The 18033-nt window shown below is 49.4% G+C and carries 17 protein-coding genes; 2 read left to right on the forward strand and 15 right to left on the reverse strand.

Annotation, left to right across the window (positions count from 1 at the left end; genetic code table 11):
* Window positions 1-516 carry a phage tail protein gene (locus tag HP570_RS03630; protein WP_064200589.1) on the reverse strand — a complete coding sequence of 172 codons (516 nt, stop codon included), beginning with the start codon at window positions 514-516 and terminating at the stop codon, window positions 1-3.
* A 54-nt stretch (window positions 517-570) separates the two neighbouring features.
* Entirely contained in the window at window positions 571-1047 is a 477-nt protein-coding gene (locus tag HP570_RS03635; protein WP_173624918.1) for a GNAT family N-acetyltransferase, read from the reverse strand.
* 231 nt (window positions 1048-1278) lie between these two features.
* On the opposite strand from HP570_RS03635, the gene HP570_RS03640 reads away from it, so the two are divergent.
* Together HP570_RS03640 and HP570_RS03645 are read left to right on the forward strand one after the other, a co-directional pair.
* Window positions 1279-1596, forward strand: a complete 318-nt coding sequence (locus HP570_RS03640; RefSeq protein WP_015892029.1) for an ArsR/SmtB family transcription factor — start codon at window positions 1279-1281, stop codon at window positions 1594-1596.
* 97 nt (window positions 1597-1693) lie between these two features.
* Entirely contained in the window at window positions 1694-2791 is a 1098-nt protein-coding gene (locus HP570_RS03645) for a saccharopine dehydrogenase family protein (RefSeq protein WP_173624919.1), read from the forward strand.
* Window positions 2792-2819: 28 nt separating this feature from the next.
* Here the strand turns inward: HP570_RS03645 and pyrE are convergent, their stop codons facing one another.
* From pyrE to HP570_RS03710, 13 genes are all read right to left on the reverse strand, one after another.
* Window positions 2820-3458 carry an orotate phosphoribosyltransferase gene (pyrE, locus tag HP570_RS03650; RefSeq protein WP_173624920.1) on the reverse strand — a complete coding sequence of 213 codons (639 nt, stop codon included), beginning with the start codon at window positions 3456-3458 and terminating at the stop codon, window positions 2820-2822.
* A gap of 27 nt (window positions 3459-3485) precedes the next feature.
* The gene (gene pyrF, locus HP570_RS03655; RefSeq protein WP_309139180.1) at window positions 3486-4223 is read right to left on the reverse strand and encodes an orotidine-5'-phosphate decarboxylase; all 738 of its coding nucleotides are present in this window, start codon (window positions 4221-4223) and stop codon (window positions 3486-3488) included.
* A 15-nt stretch (window positions 4224-4238) separates the two neighbouring features.
* Window positions 4239-7451 (reverse strand): carbamoyl-phosphate synthase large subunit, encoded by a 3213-nt coding sequence (gene carB / locus HP570_RS03660; protein WP_173624921.1) that lies wholly within the window; start codon window positions 7449-7451, stop codon window positions 4239-4241.
* Window positions 7435-8532: a carbamoyl phosphate synthase small subunit gene (locus tag HP570_RS03665; protein ID WP_173624922.1), complete on the reverse strand. Its 1098-nt coding sequence runs from the start codon at window positions 8530-8532 to the stop codon at window positions 7435-7437. Before HP570_RS03665 ends, carB begins: the two co-directional genes overlap by 17 nt.
* A 55-nt stretch (window positions 8533-8587) precedes the next feature.
* Window positions 8588-9868, reverse strand: coding sequence for a dihydroorotase (locus HP570_RS03670; RefSeq protein ID WP_142496493.1), 1281 nt, complete (start codon window positions 9866-9868; stop codon window positions 8588-8590).
* The gene (locus HP570_RS03675) at window positions 9835-10776 is read right to left on the reverse strand and encodes an aspartate carbamoyltransferase catalytic subunit (protein ID WP_015892036.1); all 942 of its coding nucleotides are present in this window, start codon (window positions 10774-10776) and stop codon (window positions 9835-9837) included. The genes HP570_RS03670 and HP570_RS03675 overlap by 34 nt, the downstream gene beginning before the upstream one ends.
* A 177-nt stretch (window positions 10777-10953) precedes the next feature.
* Window positions 10954-12303, reverse strand: a complete 1350-nt coding sequence (locus HP570_RS03680) for a solute carrier family 23 protein (RefSeq protein ID WP_015892038.1) — start codon at window positions 12301-12303, stop codon at window positions 10954-10956.
* Window positions 12304-12478: 175 nt separating this feature from the next.
* Window positions 12479-13018, reverse strand: coding sequence for a bifunctional pyr operon transcriptional regulator/uracil phosphoribosyltransferase PyrR (gene pyrR, locus HP570_RS03685; protein WP_007728461.1), 540 nt, complete (start codon window positions 13016-13018; stop codon window positions 12479-12481).
* Between the two features lie 224 nt (window positions 13019-13242).
* Window positions 13243-14604, reverse strand: a complete 1362-nt coding sequence (locus HP570_RS03690) for a TolB-like translocation protein (protein WP_173624923.1) — start codon at window positions 14602-14604, stop codon at window positions 13243-13245.
* 99 nt (window positions 14605-14703) lie between these two features.
* Window positions 14704-15105, reverse strand: a complete 402-nt coding sequence (locus tag HP570_RS03695) for a VOC family protein (RefSeq protein ID WP_173624924.1) — start codon at window positions 15103-15105, stop codon at window positions 14704-14706.
* Between the two features lie 18 nt (window positions 15106-15123).
* Window positions 15124-16053: an RluA family pseudouridine synthase gene (locus tag HP570_RS03700; RefSeq protein ID WP_015892041.1), complete on the reverse strand. Its 930-nt coding sequence runs from the start codon at window positions 16051-16053 to the stop codon at window positions 15124-15126.
* A gap of 45 nt (window positions 16054-16098) precedes the next feature.
* On the reverse strand, window positions 16099-16548 hold the full coding sequence (gene lspA / locus HP570_RS03705; protein WP_015892042.1) for a signal peptidase II: 450 nt from the start codon (window positions 16546-16548) through the stop codon (window positions 16099-16101).
* A 77-nt stretch (window positions 16549-16625) separates the two neighbouring features.
* Window positions 16626-17267 (reverse strand): serine/threonine-protein kinase, encoded by a 642-nt coding sequence (locus HP570_RS03710; RefSeq protein ID WP_015892043.1) that lies wholly within the window; start codon window positions 17265-17267, stop codon window positions 16626-16628.
* Window positions 17268-18033 lie beyond the last annotated feature (766 nt).

The following is an 18033-nucleotide window of genomic DNA, read 5'->3' on the forward strand; positions in this document are numbered from 1 at the left end:
TTAATTTTGTTGAGGATAGATCCCATACAGGGCAATGATGAAATTAATAACCGTAAACGGCATCAGGTTACTGTGTGGTTGATTTCCACCTACAGTACTCAAGCTGGACGCGTTCATCGATCCATCAGGTGCATTTGTTGAATATAGCTGCGTATTCTTTGCCCATACAGCATTGGCAGGGCTATTCTGCGTTCCTGGCTGCGATGATGCATGGACCGTATGCGTATGCGCGGGCAATTGTGGGACGTTTAAGGTGACGGATTCTACACCATTTTTTTCACCTATCACGAAGGTAGTTCCTGTACTCGGATTTTTCCCTTGATGGAGCGGGATACGCCCTCGTAAATCAGGCAACGCAAAAGTCGTTTGTCCATCCCCGCCATATGTGAATCCAATCAAACTAAACAATGTGTCGTTTTCCGAAATAGATAAAATCTGTCCCTCGCATAATGCCCATCCTTGTGGTGCATAATCTCCCCCAAACATCCTGATTTCTCCAAGAAATGGCTCTGCCATGTTGCTTCCTCCTTATGTAAAGTGGTTATTTCCCTTGTCAAACGAACAAACCGGTCATTTTTGCAGAAGTGGCTGCCATTCCATTTGCATATACAGCCCCGTTGAGTCGGTCACGATGAAATGAAGTCGTTCATATAATCGAAAGGCAGGATTCCCGTGTAAAACATGTAAACGGATAGGTAATTGGATAGCTTCAGCCTCTTTTTGCAAATCGCCAATAATGCCAGAACCAACACCCTGGCCCCGATAAGCAGGCAGCAAAGAAATATCAACAAGATGCAGTGCTTCTCCGCTCGCATCCGTGATCAAACGACCGATAGGCTGCCCGGATCGCAGAATGATTTGATGATTTTGAGCGGGAAATTGCATTTGGTAAGATTTCTGCTGCATGATAAACTGCGACTGTAAAAAAGCAAGCTTGTCCGACTCACTCCAACCCCAAAGTGCCATTTCTTCGGTTCTCGTAGAACAGTACAATTCCCAAATAAGTGATTCGTCTTGCTCATATTCAAAAGGTCTGGTATGTACCATAATCCTCCTTGTAGTAATCGTTGTACTTTTCTGAAATCCTTCCTGATTAAATAGCAATCATCAATCATGATATCATTATCCAAATTCTTTCTAACACTAACTAAAGTTAGCTCTTTTACATGAAAAACGCTTCGTCCCGAAAAAGAGAAGAAGCGTTTTTATCGCTTGCAAAAATAAGGAAGAACTCATATACTTTGGTTTAAATGATTAAGTTTATTAACGGAGTGTGCAATGACGAATCCAACCTGCAATGAAAAAGCGACGCAAATATTTATGGAGTTAAGTCCATACTTCCAAGGCTTGGGTGATCCGATTCGGCAGCAAATCGTAGCTCTTCTCATCGACAAGGAAAGCATGAACGTAACACAAATTGCCGAACATATTCCCATGTCTAGACCTACGGTGTCTCATCACTTGAAAATATTAAAACAAGCGGGCCTAGTAAACGTTCAAAAGAAGGGAACGGAGATGTTTTATCGGCTTGAATTTACAGAGGCGATCCGTCTTTTTAAGCAATTGGTGACTTTCGTCGAAGAAGAGTGCAACTGAATAGGACGTCACGAGAAGGGACAGTGTGTCCCTGTTTTTCACAGCTATCCGTTAATAAACTTAAACGAATAAACATTTAATCAAAGGAGAAATCGTCATGAATCCCACCAAAGTTTTAATTGTCGGCGGCTACGGAACGGTTGGGAGCCAAATTGCCAAGATCCTGCACGATCGCCACCCTACTCTCGAATTATTGCTGGGAGGAAGGTCTGCCGGAAAACCTTTGCCTTTTGCGTCCACGAGGCTAAAGCCTTTTCTCTTGGACATCTCCAAATCTGATCCTCTCGCCCATGCTCCAGATGATTTGGCCTTGATTATCAGTGCAGTAAATGATCCAGATGACAAACTGTTGCTTGCTGCGGTTCGCCGACAGATCCCTTTGATTGACGTCACGCGTTGGACAGAGCGATTTACACGGTCAATCGACCGATTGAAGAAGGAGAACATGGGCTCTCCAGTTATACTCGCCTCAGGATGGATGGGGGGAACTGTAGCCCTTCTTGCAAGCATACATACCTCTTCCCTGCAAGATGTCCGGATTCATCTTCACGCACTTTATTCTCTTCAAGACAAAGCAGGTCCAGATTCCACCGACTATATGGATCGTATAACGATCCCTTTTACTGTCACCACCCCCACTGGCGTAAAAGAAGTGACACCCATGTCAGATCCGGTACCCGTGACCTTTCCGAATGGGTTTCATACGAAATGCTATCGTCTTGACACACCGGATCACATGACGCTCGTGAAAGCCCCAAACGTAACTGCCGCTGATTTTCGGATCGCCTTTGACAATAAACTGTCTACTTTTGCCCTCGTTTTATTGGTAAAAAGCCGGATATGGGACATGCTTGGCAAAAGCACACGTCAAAAAATACTGTACAATCCGGGTGCAGGGTCACCTCACCATGTTGTCATCCAAATAAATGGGCGCAATGAGCATGGCATGAACGTGAAACGCCAAGTCGAGATCACTGATCCGAAAGGGCAGACTCACCTGACCGCTTTGGGAGCTGCCATTTTTGCACAACCAGTCCTTCGGCAAAGCGAAAACGAAACGGTTACGCCCGGTGTTCTTTTTCCAGAGGATTTGAGGCATCTCGAAATGTCTGCCGAGGATATCCTCCAGTTCTATCGATCCGAAGGGGTCCAGATTACGATCCATGACGAAACAAAAAAGAGTAGGACGGTTTGACCCCGCCCTACTCTTCATCATGTCTCCCTTATTCAAAAAAAGTACGCGGGGATTTCCGCCATTCGCCCAATACTTTTTCCTGTTCGCTAGTAATAACCCCTTGCTCTGAAGCTACTTCCAAAAGCGCTATATAATTCGAAATGGTGGAGCAAGGAATGCCTGCTTCCTCAAACAAGGCTTGGGCATCCGGGAATTGATAGCTGAAAATGGCTACGACCCCCAGTACCTCTCCACCCTCTGCCTGTACCGCTTGCGCCGCTTTCAAGGAGCTGCCTCCTGTGGAAATCAGGTCTTCAATCACGACGACCTTTTGACCAGCCGCCAATGCGCCCTCAATCTGATTTTGGCGACCGTGGCCTTTTGCCTTGTCCCGTACGTAGATCATAGGCAGATCAAGCAGCTCTGCTACCCATGCAGCATGTGGAATACCAGCAGTCGCTGTCCCCGCCACGACTTGCGCATCTGGGTACTGCTCCTTGATCAAATCGGCAAATGCTTTCGCAACGGCACGACGCACATGCGGATAGGACATCGTGATCCGGTTGTCGCAGTAGATCGGGGATTTAATCCCGGACGTCCATGTAAAAGGCTGCTCCGGACGCAGATGAACTGCCCCGATTTCGAGAAGATTCGCTGCAATTTGTTTAGCGGTTGTCATTGTCGTCATTTCACTTATTCCCTCCAGCTGGCTACTTTACGAACGATCTTTTTCCACTGCTGCGACGATACTTTGCCATACCCCTACCGGATCTTTAGCACCCGTAATGGCGCGTCCGATCACGAGGTAATCACTACCCAAGCGGAATGCCTGTTCTGGCGTCGTGATACGCGTCTGATCACCTTGATCTGCTCCCAGTGGGCGAATTCCTGGCGTTACGGTTACAAAGGCGTCTCCGGCAGCTTTTTTGATTATCGGTACTTCTAGTGGAGAAGCAACGACCCCATCCAAACCTGCTTGCTTGGTCATCCGTGCATAGTGCACGACAACATCTTCTACCGCACCTGGTATTGCCAATTCTTGATTCATCGTTTGCAAACCAGTGGATGTCAGCATCGTTACACCGATCAGGAGGGGACGAGCAGCACCTGCCGCTGTCCCTTGCTCCAATCCTTCTCTCGCTGCCGCCATCATGGCTACGCCGCCTGCCGCATGAACGTTTACCATGTCTGCTCCCAGTCGCGCCAGGCTTCTCATCGCGCCTTTTGCTGTATTGGGAATATCATGAACCTTCAAGTCGAGGAACACGTTGAGTCCTTTTTCCTTCAAGAAGGAAACGATCGCTGGCCCTTCTGCGTAAGCGAGCTCCATCCCTACTTTTACATAACGGATATGCCCCTGTAGCGGCTCGATGCACTTCTTGACTTCATCCAGTGTGGAAAAGTCGAGCGCAACAATCATGCGTTCGCGAATATCGGTTAGTTGTTGTTGCACGCTGCTCTCCCCTTTTTATACGGTTACTGCCACTTTGGCACCAGCACGCTGGGCTGGCATTGCTTCTGTAGAGAATGTGATCGTCTCCAGTACGTGCAGGAGAGCGGAAGCTGTATCGAGTGAAGTCAAGCATACGGCGCCGTTCTCGACCGCTTCCCGACGAATGCGGAAGCCGTCGCGTTGTGGCGTTTTGCCTTTTGTCAGTGTATTGAGTACGATGTTCGCTTCGCCTGTATGGATGACATCCAACAGATTTGGCGTGCCTTCGGACAATTTGCTTACGCGTGTGACTTGCAGTCCCGCTTGCTCCAAATAATCGGCTGTGCCTGAGGTTGCCATCAGCTTGAAGCCGAGGTGGCGGAAGCGTTTCACAATGTCCAGCGCTTCTTCCTTGTCTTTGTCAGCAACAGTCACGAGCAAGGTGCCTTGTGTCGGGATATTCATGCCTGCTGCGACCAAGCCTTTGTACAACGCTTTTGCCAGAGTGCTCTCGCGTCCCATGACTTCTCCGGTCGATTTCATTTCAGGGCCGAGCGTAATATCAACGCGGCGCAGCTTTGCGAAGGAGAAGACTGGTACTTTGACAGAAACCATCGACTCCTCTGGATGGTAGCCCGGTGTAAAGCCTTGTTCCATGATAGAGTGACCAAGGATCGCTTTCGTCGCGATGTTCGCCATTGGAATCCCCGTTACTTTGGAAAGGAATGGCACTGTACGAGACGAACGCGGATTAACCTCAATTACGTATGGGCGATCTTTATAGATGACGAACTGGATGTTGAGCAAGCCTTTGATTTGCAGGGCACGCGCCAGCTTCGTCGTCATGTCGATCAGCTCATCCTTAATCGCTTGGGACAAGGATTGCGGAGGATATACGGCGATAGAGTCGCCGGAGTGCACCCCTGCGCGTTCGATATGCTCCATGATGCCTGGGATCAGAACGTTTTCGCCGTCGCAAATCGCATCGACTTCCGCTTCTATTCCGACCATGTAACGGTCTACCAGTACAGGGTGATCAGGGTTTACCTTCACCGCTTTTTCCATATACTCCAACAGTTCGGGCTGGTTGTAGACGATTTCCATCGCACGTCCGCCAAGTACGTAGGATGGGCGCACCAGGACTGGGAAGCCAAGACCCTCTGCCGCCACTACTGCCTGATCGACTGACGTAACCGTTTTGCCTGGTGGTTGGGCGATTTCCAGCTCGCGCAGCAGTGCTTCGAACTTCTCGCGGTTTTCCGCTGCGTCGATGTTTTCCAGACTCGTACCCAAGATTTTGATTCCGCGTGCAGCCAGCTTGTCAGCCAGGTTGATCGCGGTTTGTCCGCCGAATTGTACGATGACACCCTCTGGTTTTTCCACATCGAGAATGTTCATGACGTCTTCGATGTACAGCGGCTCGAAGTACAGGCGATCAGAGGTGTTGAAGTCTGTAGAAACTGTCTCCGGGTTGTTGTTGATGATCACTGCCTCATAGCCCGCTTCTCTCAGTGCCCAGACGGCGTGTACCGTTGCATAGTCAAACTCGATTCCTTGACCGATGCGGATTGGTCCGGAGCCCAGTACCACCACGCGTTTTTTGCCTGTCTCGATGCGCTCGTCTTCTACTTCATAAGCGGAGTAGTAGTACGGTGTTTGCGCCTCGAATTCTGCCGCGCAAGTATCTACCATTTTATATACAGGTACAAAGCCTTTTTCTTTGCGCATGGCGTGTACCGCTTCTTCTGTCTCACCGCACAGCTCAGCAATTTTGCGGTCCGTGAAGCCCATGCGTTTTGCTTCGTATAGCTTCTCGCTCGTCAAGCCTTTTGCCAGTTGTGCTTCAAAGGCAATCATTTTATGGAACTTGTGCAAGAAGAACAGATCGATCTTGGTCAGGCTGTGCAGTTGTTCGATTGTCCAGCCACGGCGCAGTGCTTCTGCCAGCAGGAAGAGGCGTTCGTCATCTGCGTGCACCAGACGAGCTTTCAGATCTTCCTCGCTAATTTCGTCTGCTCCCTTGATCTCAATGTGATAGCTGCCGATTTCCAAGGAACGGATGGCCTTCATGATCGATTCTTCAAAAGTTCGACCGATTGCCATTACTTCTCCAGTCGCTTTCATTTGCGTACCGAGCTTGCGATTGGCGGATTGGAACTTGTCAAACGGCCAGCGTGGGATTTTGCTGACGATGTAGTCCAGTGTTGGCTCGAAGCATGCATATGTTTGACCTGTCACCGGGTTTTTCAGTTCATCCAACGTGTAGCCGATTGCGATTTTGGCTGCCATCTTTGCAATTGGGTAGCCTGTTGCCTTGGAAGCCAGTGCAGAAGAGCGGCTCACACGCGGGTTCACTTCGATCACGTAGTACTGGAAGCTGTGCGGGTCGAGTGCGTATTGTACGTTGCAGCCACCCTCGATACCGAGCGCCCGAATGATGTTCAGAGCCGATGTGCGCAGCATTTGATACTCGCGGTCAGCTAGTGTTTGGCTAGGTGCTACTACGATGGAGTCACCAGTATGCACACCGACTGGGTCGATGTTTTCCATGTTGCAGACGACGATGCAGTTGTCGTTGGCATCACGCATCACTTCGTATTCGATTTCTTTCATGCCGGCAATGCTTTTCTCGATCAAGCATTGTGTAATCGGGGAGTATTTCAATCCGCTTGCGACGATCTCGCGGAGGGTTTCTTCATCATCACAAATTCCGCCGCCTGTACCACCCAAGGTGTAGGCAGGACGAACGATGATGGGATAACCGATTTCGTTTGCAAAATCAACCGCTTCTTCTATCGTGCTCACGATGACTGATTCAGGTACTGGCTCGCCCAGTTCATTCATGAGGGAGCGGAACAGGTCGCGGTCTTCTGCTTGCTTGATCGATTCCAGCTTCGTTCCGAGCAGCTTTACATTTTCTTGCTCGAGAACGCCTGCTTCTGAGAGGGCAACAGCCATGTTCAAGCCCGTTTGACCACCAAGTGTAGGCAGTAGTCCATCCGGCTTCTCTTGACGAATGACGCGCGCTACGAATTCAGGCGTGATTGGCTCGATATATACTTTGTCCGCCATGTTTGTATCAGTCATGATGGTCGCCGGGTTGGAGTTGATCAGAACTACCTCCATACCCTCTTCTTTTAACGCTTCGCATGCTTGCGTGCCTGCATAGTCAAATTCTGCAGCCTGCCCGATAACGATTGGTCCAGAGCCGATTACGAGGATTTTTTTCAGATTATCTTGTTTTGGCATGAGTTTTTTCCTCCTTAGCGGTTTCCATCATCGCAAGAAACTGGTCGAACAGGTAGCCGGAATCATACGGTCCTGGAGCTGCTTCTGGATGGTACTGTACTGAGAATGCATTCTTCGCGGCATGACGTACACCTTCGATGGTGCCATCATTCAGGGCGATATGTGTAACTTCCAGCTCCGTGCCTGCGAGCGAGTCTTCTTTTACTGCATAGCTGTGGTTCTGGGATGTGATATAGGTGCGTCCGGTTGGCAGCTCTTTTACTGGATGGTTGCCGCCACGGTGTCCGAATTTCATTTTCGTCGTGTCAGCGCCAGATGCCAGCGCGAACAGTTGGTGACCGAGGCAAATTCCGAACAGAGGATATTCACCCAAGATTTCGCGAATCATCTCTACAGCTTGCGGTACGTCCTTCGGGTCCCCAGGGCCATTGGACAAAAGTATCCCGTCCGGTTGGATGCGGCGAATCTCTTCTGCTGTTACATTGTAAGGCACAACGACTACGTCACAGTTGCGCTTGGTCAACTCGCGCAAAATCCCGTGCTTGGCTCCGAAGTCTACCAGTACTACCCGATGACCTGAACCTGGGCAGCTGAAGACGCTTTTCGTAGAAACGCGTGATACTTGGTCTGTCATCAATGTCGTGCCGTTCAGGACAGCAACCAATTCAGCCAACGGGGCTTCACTGGTGGTAATCATGCCCTTCATCGTGCCGTGGTAACGAATTTTTCTCGTCAGCATTCGGGTGTCAATTCCAGCAATGCCCGGAATTTCGTATGTTTTCAGCAGTTCATCGAGTGTGTTCGTATTGCGCCAGTTGCTCGGTGCCTCACAATGCTCGCGAACAACGAAGCCGTGAATGTATGGACGAACAGCTTCAAAGTCGTCTCGATTGATCCCGTAATTTCCGATTAGCGGGTATGTCATGGTGACGATCTGTCCGCAGTAGGATGGGTCGGACAAAACCTCCTGATAGCCAGTCAGCCCTGTATTGAAAACCACTTCCCCGTAAGACTCCTTTGTCGCTCCAAATGCCGTCCCGATAAATTCTGTTCCATCTTCCAAGATCAATCTTGCACGCATTTATGCTCCTCCTCCATTGTCGTGTAAAAACTTTTGTCTTGTCTGTCAGTCGTTTTTACACGTTTTGATATACGATCTTTCCATCTACCAGCGTCAGCGTCGGCCAGCCTTTGCATACCCAACCAGCAAATGGTGTGTTGATTCCTTTACTTGCGAATGTGCTTGGGTCAATTGTTTTTTCCGTTTCCAGATCCATCACAGTCAGGTCTGCTGGTGCGCCTACTTCCAGACGTCCATATGGCAGTTTGAATGCTTCTGCTGGCTTCACGGTCAACAGCTCAACCAGCTTCTTCAAGGTCAGCTCTCCCGTTTGTACGAGATTGGTGTACAACAGTGGGAAAGCTGTCTCCAGTCCGACGATTCCGAATGGTGCGCGGTTGATCCCGTTGGCTTTTTCCTCTTGGGTGTGTGGTGCATGGTCGGTTGCGATCATATCAATGGTACCGTCTTTTAATCCCGCAATCAGTGCAGCACGATCTTCACGAGAGCGCAGCGGCGGGTTCATTTTCCAATTTGTATCCAGATTGTCCGGGATATCCTCGTCGCACAGCAAGAGATGATGCGGACTGACTTCACACGTTACATTCACGCCAGCGCGTTTTCCGTCGCGTACCAGACGAACCGATTCTTTTGCACTGATGTGACATACGTGGTAGTGCACACCTGTCTGTTCTGCCAGCAAAATATCGCGGCCAACGTGGATGGACTCTGACTCAGAAGGAATTCCTGGGAGTCCGTGTCGAGCTGCAACCACCCCGTCATGCAAAGCTGCTCCCGGGATCAACAGGTCTTCGTCCTCACAGTGAGCGACGATTGCGATACCGAGCTCTGCTGCTTTTTGCATAGCTTTTTTCATCATGGCGGTTGATTGGACACCCACACCGTCATCTGTCAGCGCGAAGATCCCTGCTTCTTTTAACCCAGCGAAATCCGTCAGCTCTTTTCCCAATTGGCGAACAGTAATTGCACCATACGGGATGACGCGCGCCATACCTGCCTCGCTCGCTTTGTCCAAAATGTAGGTCACAGTCTCGACACTATCGATGGATGGTCGTGTGTTTGGCATGCATGCTACCGTTGTAAATCCGCCTTGTACGGCTGCTTTTGCCCCTGTTTCGATCGTTTCTTTATGTTCAAAGCCTGGTTCACGCAGATGTACGTGGGCATCGATGAGACCCGCGCTAATCATGCCCCCGTGGCAATCGATCCAATCATGCCCCTCGCGATCGAGTGTTTCTCCCATCGCTGTGATTCTTCCCTTTTCCACCAATATTTCCATCGGGGTGAGTTCCCCCGCCTGATTTAGTACGTTGCCGTTGCCAAGGATGATTCCCATGTCATTTCGCTCCCTTTCAAAAGAGTTTCTAGAACTGCCATTCTTGCTGCGACTCCGTTGGTCACTTGGGTTTGGATCAAGGACGTTTCGCATTCTACCAAATCGGTATGAATCTCAACCCCGCGATTGACGGGTGCCGGATGCATGATAACTGCGCCGGACTTCATCATTTTGGCTCTATCCAGTGTGAGCCCATGTGCCTTGTGATATTCTTCCTTCGATAGATAGAGGGATTCCGCATGGCGCTCCAGCTGCACGCGCAGCATCATGACCACATCTGCGGTTTGAACCGCTTCTTCCATTTCCACGATTTTCACACCTTGCGGGATATGCGCTGGCATCATCGTAGCGGGACCTGAGAGCAGCAGATTCACACCGAGCTTCGGCAGCGCATGCAGGTGAGAACCGAGCACGCGGCTGTGGCGCAGGTCTCCAATGATCGCAACCGTGAGACCAGAAAGCTTGCCAAACTGCCTTTTCATGGTCAGAAGATCGAGCAGGCATTGGGTCGGGTGCTCATTCGTTCCATCTCCTGCGTTGATCAGCTTCAGGTCTACGCTTTCAGCCAGCTCTTGCAGCAGGCCTTCCTTCTTGGTGCGGATCACGGCTGCTTCCACACCCATTGCTTCCAAGGTGCGGATTGTGTCATAGACCGTCTCGCCCTTTACAGTAGAGGAGGTTTCCGGAATGAAGTTCAAAACATGTGCGCCCAGTCGCTTTTGTGCTACTTCAAAAGAAAAGCGGGTTCTGGTGCTGGCCTCGAAGAACAGATTCGCGACAAACCGTCCGCGCAGGATATCCGCTTGCTCAGTTGGTCTGGCAGCCCAATACTCTGCTCGCTCGAGGAGCTGGATGATCTGTTCTTTCGATAAGTCTTTGAGGCCAATCAGGTGCGCTACATTTTTCATCATGAATCCCTCCGATTCTTTAATGTTCAAAAGAAAAAGCTTCTTGGCATCGCTTTGCATCTGGAGGCAAGCGAGACAAGAAGCTGGTTGAGTGCCTTTTTGGGCAGCCGAAACAGCGTTCTTTGCCTTGCCAGCCTCTCTGGACTGGATTTAAAGGATTGGGAACGTATAGGCTATTTATTTTTGTTCTTCAAGATGCGCTTCTCCCATCGCGGACGCTTTTCCTGGAAGGATCAGGTGCAGAATAATTCCCAGGAAGGTAGAGAGTGCGATATTATCGATGGTCAGGTCGCTCAGGAAAGCGATACCTGTACTCGCAAAACTGATTTTGTATCCGCCGATTCCCGTGACGAGGATGACGGCTGCGAGAATCATGTTCCGCTTGTCTGCAAAATTCACTTTGTGCTCGACGTACATCCGCAAGCCTTGTGCCGCGATGATACCGAACAGGATGATGGAGACACCGCCAAGTACCGGCGTTGGAATCGTCATTAAAATGGCGCTAACCTTACCAGCGAAGGCGAACATGATTGCCAGTACAGCCGCAAGACCGATGACCACTCGGCTGTATACCTTAGTCATTGCAAGGACACCGATGTTTTCTCCATATGTCGTTGCTGGCGGACCTCCCAAGATAGCTGCCAGTGAGGTTGCCACCCCGTCTCCGAGCAAGCTGCGGTGCAGACCCGGATTTTTCATCAGATCGCGATCCATGACCTTGCTCGTTACCAGCAAGTGACCCAAATGCTCTGCCAGCGTGACGAAAGCGACTGGCGCGATGACCAGTGCTGCGATCCATGCAGAGCCGTCACCTATCACACTCATCACTTCGGTAAATTTGAAGTGCTCCGCAAACATTTTTTGTGGCGTGATGAACCAGTCTGCTTCTACTACTTTTTGAAAGTTAATCAGTTCAGGGTGACGCAGTAGTGTGTATACATAACCTGTAACCATACCGATCAAGATGGGGATAAGACCAAGGAAACCGCGCAGCATAACTGCTGCAAGCACTGTTATGACCACAGTTACCAGCGAGATTTCAATCGAAGTCAATGACATTTGCGATTGACCATCTACAGTAACTTTCGTTGCCATGTCTACTGCTACGCCAGCCAGGCTCAGACCAATCACGACGATGACAGAGGCGATGACAACTGGTGGCAGTACCCGATCAAGCCATTTGACCCCTGCCTTCTTCACGATTCCGGCGACGATGATGTACACAATCCCGGAGAGGAAGCAGCCTAAGAGTGCGGTCCCTACTCCATGTGATTGACTCACGACGATAATCGGACCGATGAAAGCGAAGGAAGAACCGAGGTAGTTCGGCAGCTTTCCTTTGGTGATCCACAGGAACAACAGGGTTCCAATCCCACTTGCCATGAGCGCCGTTGCAACATCCAGCCCCGTTAAGATCGGCACCAATACAGTCGAGCCGAACATCGCGAACAAGTGTTGAATACTAAGTGGCAGCAATCGCGAAATATGTGGTGTTTCGTCTACATCGATGTAATTTTTCTGGCTCATGCCTGTATGCCCCCTGTGTTGTTTCATTCAAAACTTCTTTTATACAAAAAGCTTCTTTTTATACAAAAAACCTCTTTGTGCGGGCACAAAGAGGCTAGCTTCGCCATAGTCATGGGAAGTATCTTGCCTCTTGCCGACCTCACAGGATCGTTTTTAAAGAGGAATCCTATTCTTTTTAAAGTAGCTGTCGGATGGAGACAATGTCCATAACGTCCACTTCTGCCAATTGTACATCGACAATTTCCGTTCTAGCAGTTGGGAGGTTTTTTCCGACGAAATCAGGGCGGATTGGCAGCTCGCGATGACCGCGATCAACCAGAACAGCCAGTTGAATCATCCGTGGGCGACCGTTATCAATCAGTGCATCCAATGCGGCACGCACCGTTCTTCCCGTGTAGAGAACATCATCGACCAGAATCACAGTCTTGCCTGTGATTTGATCCGGTAGCTTGGAGCCTTGCAAAATGGCATCTTCGGACTTGTGCTGAAGATCGTCGCGATAAAACGTAATGTCCAGCTCACCGACTGGGACTTTCACATTTTCAATCATTTCGATTCTTTCCACAAGGCGCTGCGCGAGGTAGATCCCTCTGGTCTTAATCCCCACGATAATGAGATCCTCGACGCCTTTATTTCGCTCAATAATTTCATGTGCGATTCGCGTGAGCGCGCGGCGGATCGCCGCTTCATCCATAATAACGCTTTTGTTGATCATCTCAATATCCCCCTTTTCGACGGGAACAGTGGACCTTACGAAAAAAGGCTCCTTGTCAGGAGACAAGAAGCCCTCGGACAAACTGACCGGACTTTTAAGCGTCCCGCCTGTTTGTCATTCCGTGCCCTTGCCAGCCTCACTGGACTGGATTAAAAGGTTCCATTCGTCATGTAGAATTATGTCACGATTCTGGACGGGTGTCAATGCAGCCCGGAAAAGTCTAACTATTCCCAATAGACGCTGACCCACGGTGGCAAGTAGTTCGCATAATAACCAATGTCCCCTGTCATGTTTTTGATCAGCTCGACTTGTTTGTCCGCATTCTCACCAATTCCTTGGATAAACAAGGAGCCGTGCTCCGCTCGATCCAACCGCAGGAAAAGAAGCTGTTTTCCATCTGGAGACGGCGCAGGATAGTAGTCCGCTGTATTCGCTTCCCCTTTTGTCACCTGCTGCTCCACTCCATCTGCGGACCGCCGCCAGATGCCTTGTTCCGGTACCATGACCTTCTTCGGATCATATGAATACTCTGTAGCCAAGCCTCTGGTGAAAAGCAGCGTGTACGGAGCTTTTGGAATCCATACCGGATAAGTGTCTACCACCACTGGACCAGGGCTGACCGTTTTGACCTTTCCTGCTCGATCTGCCAGCTTTAACTGCTTGTTAGTCGTGGCGGTTCGGTCAGTGCCATCGACAAAAGCGAGCTGTTCGCCATTTGGTGTCCAGGCAAGCCAATCAGGATAAGCCAATCCTGTTCCTAGGTCTATTGGCTTTTTGGCAGGCTGTGTCAAATCAAACCATTGAATCGGTACGCCATCAGCAGACAAGGAGCCTGAGTTATACCTGACAAAGTAGGCCACAGCCTTCCCATCCGGCGATACTTTTAAGCCTGTCGCTGCCCATGGGTAGATGCCTTCCTCCACTTTTGGCGGTTCTGCAATCGGGTAGGCAGCCAACGGTTTACCTGCAAGTGTGCGCAAGGCCAGCGTCATCGGCTTATTTTTTTCGGCTGGTAGTGAGACAAGCATGTTTTCCCCATCCGGCATCCAGGCGAAATCTTCGAAGTCAGCCTTCGTTGTACTTTGCAAAGCTAATTCTCCATGCTCTTGAACGTCTTTTACGATCAGCAATAGTCTCGGGGCTTCATTACTGCCGACATTCACGGTGTACGCGAGCTTGTTCGCTTTCGGAGACCATTTTGGCGTTTCAAAAACCGCTCGCTCGTCTACCTGCACAGCTTTGCTGCCGTCAGCTCTGACGATCCACACATAGCCTGGTGTCGAGTAATTGTCGTTGCCTTTGTATTTCACGAACAGGAGCCACTTGCCATCTGGCGACCAACCCACGATCTGTGCATAGCCATCCTTGGTGATTTGCTTGATCTTTCCCGTCGCATCCCGTCCATCTACCAAAAACAAATGCTGGTTGCTCGTAAATGCCATTTTTACCGGAACGCTTACTTCCTTGTTCACACGCTCCGGCCCTTGGCTTTGGGCTGCCACCTTTGCTTCACCGTTTGCTGTGACAAGTACAACCAAAAGGACAAAAAGACCGAACAGCTTCCCCCATTTTCCGATCACAGGCATTCACTCCTTACACTCTCTATTGAAAGATGAAAAAAACGCCAGAAGAAAGTAATAAGCTCTCTACTAGCGTTTTCCAATCCAACTGCCATTATGTAAGTGTCATAGGAAGACTTGCTGCAACAACAAGAAACGATTGCCATACAGATCCTTGAAAATAGCCTCTATGCCATACATTACTTCATTTGGTTCACTCACAAACTCCACGCCGCGTTGACGCAGTGTTTCGTATGTGGACCAAAAATCATCCGTATGCCAAACCCACATTGGATTTTTGCCGACCTGACGAAGCATTTCCTGCGCAACGTCTTCCCGATGCCAATGGGTAGGGTCATGCAATACAATCTCTAGCTCCTGCCCTGGAAGACCGACGGTGAGCCAACGAGAACCATCATCCATCCGAGAATCCATGCGTTTTTCGAAACCGAGTTTTTCCGTGTAAAACCGCAATGCATCTTCACAGTCGTGAACGTACAGTGTCACATGCGCTAATCTTTTTAGCACGGCTATTCCCCCTGTTCTCTACGCTTGTCTGAGAACTTCGATGACGTCAAGCATTTCCTTCGGCATCGGCGCTTCGAACTCGAGCTGCTCTCCTGTACGGGGATGGATGAAGCCTAGCGTTTTCGCATGCAAAGCTTGTCCATCGAGCTCCAATGTATTTTTCGGACCGTATTTCGGGTCGCCCGCCAGTGGATAGTCAATGTACTTCATGTGTACGCGAATTTGATGGGTACGCCCTGTTTCGAGTTTCAATTCCACCATCGTGTACTCTTTGAAGCGCTCCAGCACGATAAAATGCGTAACAGCCGGCTTGCTGTTTTCAAAAACGACCGCCATTTGCTGGCGATTTTTCGGATCGCGCCCGATCGGTGCTTCAATCGTTCCCATTTCATGCGGGATGACCCCATGAACAAGCGCGACATACTTCCGATTGACGGTATGTGCTTTCAACTGTTCAGCCAACCCCATGTGTGCCTTGTCGTTTTTGGCTACCATCAACAGGCCGGACGTATCCTTATCAATGCGATGGACAATTCCCGGACGCAAAACGCCATTGATTCCGGACAAATCCTTGCAATGAGCCAAAAGCCCATTGACGAGTGTCCCACTGTAATGACCAGGAGCAGGATGCACGACGAGACCACGCGGTTTATTTACGACCACGACATCGCTATCCTCGTATACAATATCAAGCGACATCTCTTCTGGCTGGATCGCCATTTCCTTTGGCGGCGGAACACGGAGGGTCACTTCGTCCTCTGCCTGTAGCTTGTAGTTGTTTTTGATCGGTTCACCATTTACAGTAACACGACCTTCCTTCACCCAAGCCTGTACCTGTGAACGGGACCAATCTTCATTTTGCAGCGTGATAAACTTGTCAATGCGCTCGTTCTTATCTGCTGGGTCTACCGTCCAATCGTAACGTTCAAACAATTGCGTGTCATTCATGTATGTTCTCCACCTATCCGAGCTTTCCCACTATTATTCTCATGACTATCTGTTTTTCTTCCCATCCAGAAAAACATCGAGAAGCAAAATCCCCACACCAATCGTGATGGCCATATCCGCCACATTAAAGATCGGGAAGTGAATCAACGTAAAATCGAGAAAATCTACGACTTGACCGGACATCGCGCGATCAATGAAATTCCCGACGGCTCCACCCAAGACAAATGACAGCGCCAACGATGCACGAGGTTGTTTTTTTCCCAAGCGAATCAAGGAAATGACAATCCCAATCACAACGACAGCGGTAATGGCGATAAAAAACCAACGTCGATTTTGCAGGATACCAAACGCCGCTCCCATGTTTCGATGGGAAGTTAGATGAAAGACGTCCGCGATCAAAGGAATGGATTCTCCCAGTTCCATATACTTCACGATTAAATACTTTGTAAACTGATCAAGTGCAATAATTACTGCCGCAATGAGATAGTACCACAATGGAATGTCCTCCTTATTCTGCTTCGACCAGCAACTGTACAAACACAATGTCAAATGATCATTTTACCAGAGACCGCCTACGTGAACAAGCGCTTTCCTTTTTTGAACAGTCGATAGCCTTTGCGTACGACTTCCAGCATCCACAATGGAATTTTCCATCCACGATCCTTGATAAATGGCAGATACACCTTGTAATACGCCTTGCGTAAATCACGCCATTTGGTGTCTGTATCATTGACATAGTAATCCGATACGTCAATCAGATAACCTCGTCCCTGATCCATTAATACATTTTTCCCATGGACATCATGCGGAAACAAGCCCTTCCTGCGGGCTTCTTCTAATGCTTCCTCCACGTCTTCAATCACCTGCGGAGGAATCGGAATACCAAAGCGGACACAGTCAAACAAGGGGATACCGTTCATCCGCGAAATGACCAAGTATCCTTCCCCATAATCATAACAGATGGGGAAGGAACGAGTCTCCCCTAGCTTGCGATAGACTTCGATTTCCTGTTCGGCTCCTGGTCTTCCAGGTGCGTACAGCTTGATTACTACCTTTGGATAGTCCGGGTGGGCAAATACGGCAGCATAATTGCCGGTACCAACCAGTTCCCACGGGTATGGCGTGTGGTGTACAACGACAGGATCATCTGGTGACAGACTCTCCACTTGAACTTCCTGTAAAAAAGCTTGTAATATATGCTGATCGATCCGCATCGTTTCTCATCATCTCTCATCAGTTACCGACTTCGAACTACGTTAAAACAAAATTAATGAAGGTTCATCTACTACGATCATTCAGACATTTCCTATAAGGGGCAAAAAATCCTTTGCACTGGTTGGGGCCAGGAAGTCCTGTCCGATTCCAATGAAAGGATTGCATATGGACAAGAATACCTCATTTTTTTGATTTGGTAAATGGGGCTCTTGTACGTTGCTGTTGTGGTGGGGAGGAAACAGGAGAAAACGCTCAGATTCTAGGGCCACCCCCTGTGGGATTGACTGCACGACTCCATGCAAAAAGCGAAACCGCGTCCAAAGTGGTCTCTTCAGGATGTGTTTCAGAGGTGGACGCTAAATGCGTGTTTCACTTTTTGCATTGCGTCTCGGTCGGTGCCCCTAAGATCTTCGCTTTTTTCTCCTGTTTCCTCTACGAGCTTTCTATTTAATCCCGATTTTTTAATACCTGAAAAGAATTGAAGAACCTCATCTGTTTCGGCAGAGAAGAATCCTTAAGTAACTGTTGTGGTGGGGAGGAAACAGGAGAAAACGCTCAGATTCTAGGGCCACCTCCTGTGGGATTGACTGCACGACTCCATGCAAAAAGCGAAACCGCGTCCAAAGTGGTCTCTTCAGGATGTGTTTCAGAGGTGGACGCTAAATGCGTGTTTCGCTTTTTGCATTGCGTCTCGGTCGGTGTCCCTAAGATCTTCGCTTTTTTCTCCTGTTTCCTCTACGAGCTTTACGAGTTTCCCCCGCTTTT

The sequence above is a fragment of the Brevibacillus sp. RS1.1 genome (genome assembly GCF_013284365.1).
Classification (GTDB): Bacteria; Bacillota; Bacilli; order Brevibacillales; family Brevibacillaceae; genus Brevibacillus; species Brevibacillus brevis_D.

Bases quoted from the DNA above. Each gene is read 5' to 3' on its own strand.
- HP570_RS03630 (WP_064200589.1), bottom strand. From the start codon at position 516: ATGGCAGAGCCATTTCTTGGAGAAATCAGGATGTTTGGGGGAGATTAT.
- HP570_RS03635 (WP_173624918.1), bottom strand. From the start codon at position 1,047: ATGGTACATACCAGACCTTTTGAATATGAGCAAGACGAATCACTTATT.
- HP570_RS03640 (WP_015892029.1), top strand. From the start codon at position 1,279: ATGACGAATCCAACCTGCAATGAAAAAGCGACGCAAATATTTATGGAG.
- HP570_RS03645 (WP_173624919.1), top strand. From the start codon at position 1,694: ATGAATCCCACCAAAGTTTTAATTGTCGGCGGCTACGGAACGGTTGGG.
- pyrE (WP_173624920.1), bottom strand. From the start codon at position 3,458: ATGACGACAATGACAACCGCTAAACAAATTGCAGCGAATCTTCTCGAA.
- carB (WP_173624921.1), bottom strand. From the start codon at position 7,451: ATGCCAAAACAAGATAATCTGAAAAAAATCCTCGTAATCGGCTCTGGA.
- HP570_RS03665 (WP_173624922.1), bottom strand. From the start codon at position 8,532: ATGCGTGCAAGATTGATCTTGGAAGATGGAACAGAATTTATCGGGACG.
- HP570_RS03670 (WP_142496493.1), bottom strand. From the start codon at position 9,868: ATGGGAATCATCCTTGGCAACGGCAACGTACTAAATCAGGCGGGGGAA.
- HP570_RS03675 (WP_015892036.1), bottom strand. From the start codon at position 10,776: ATGAAAAATGTAGCGCACCTGATTGGCCTCAAAGACTTATCGAAAGAA.
- HP570_RS03680 (WP_015892038.1), bottom strand. From the start codon at position 12,303: ATGAGCCAGAAAAATTACATCGATGTAGACGAAACACCACATATTTCG.
- pyrR (WP_007728461.1), bottom strand. From the start codon at position 13,018: ATGATCAACAAAAGCGTTATTATGGATGAAGCGGCGATCCGCCGCGCG.
- HP570_RS03690 (WP_173624923.1), bottom strand. From the start codon at position 14,604: ATGCCTGTGATCGGAAAATGGGGGAAGCTGTTCGGTCTTTTTGTCCTT.
- HP570_RS03700 (WP_015892041.1), bottom strand. From the start codon at position 16,053: ATGAATGACACGCAATTGTTTGAACGTTACGATTGGACGGTAGACCCA.
- HP570_RS03710 (WP_015892043.1), bottom strand. From the start codon at position 17,267: ATGCGGATCGATCAGCATATATTACAAGCTTTTTTACAGGAAGTTCAA.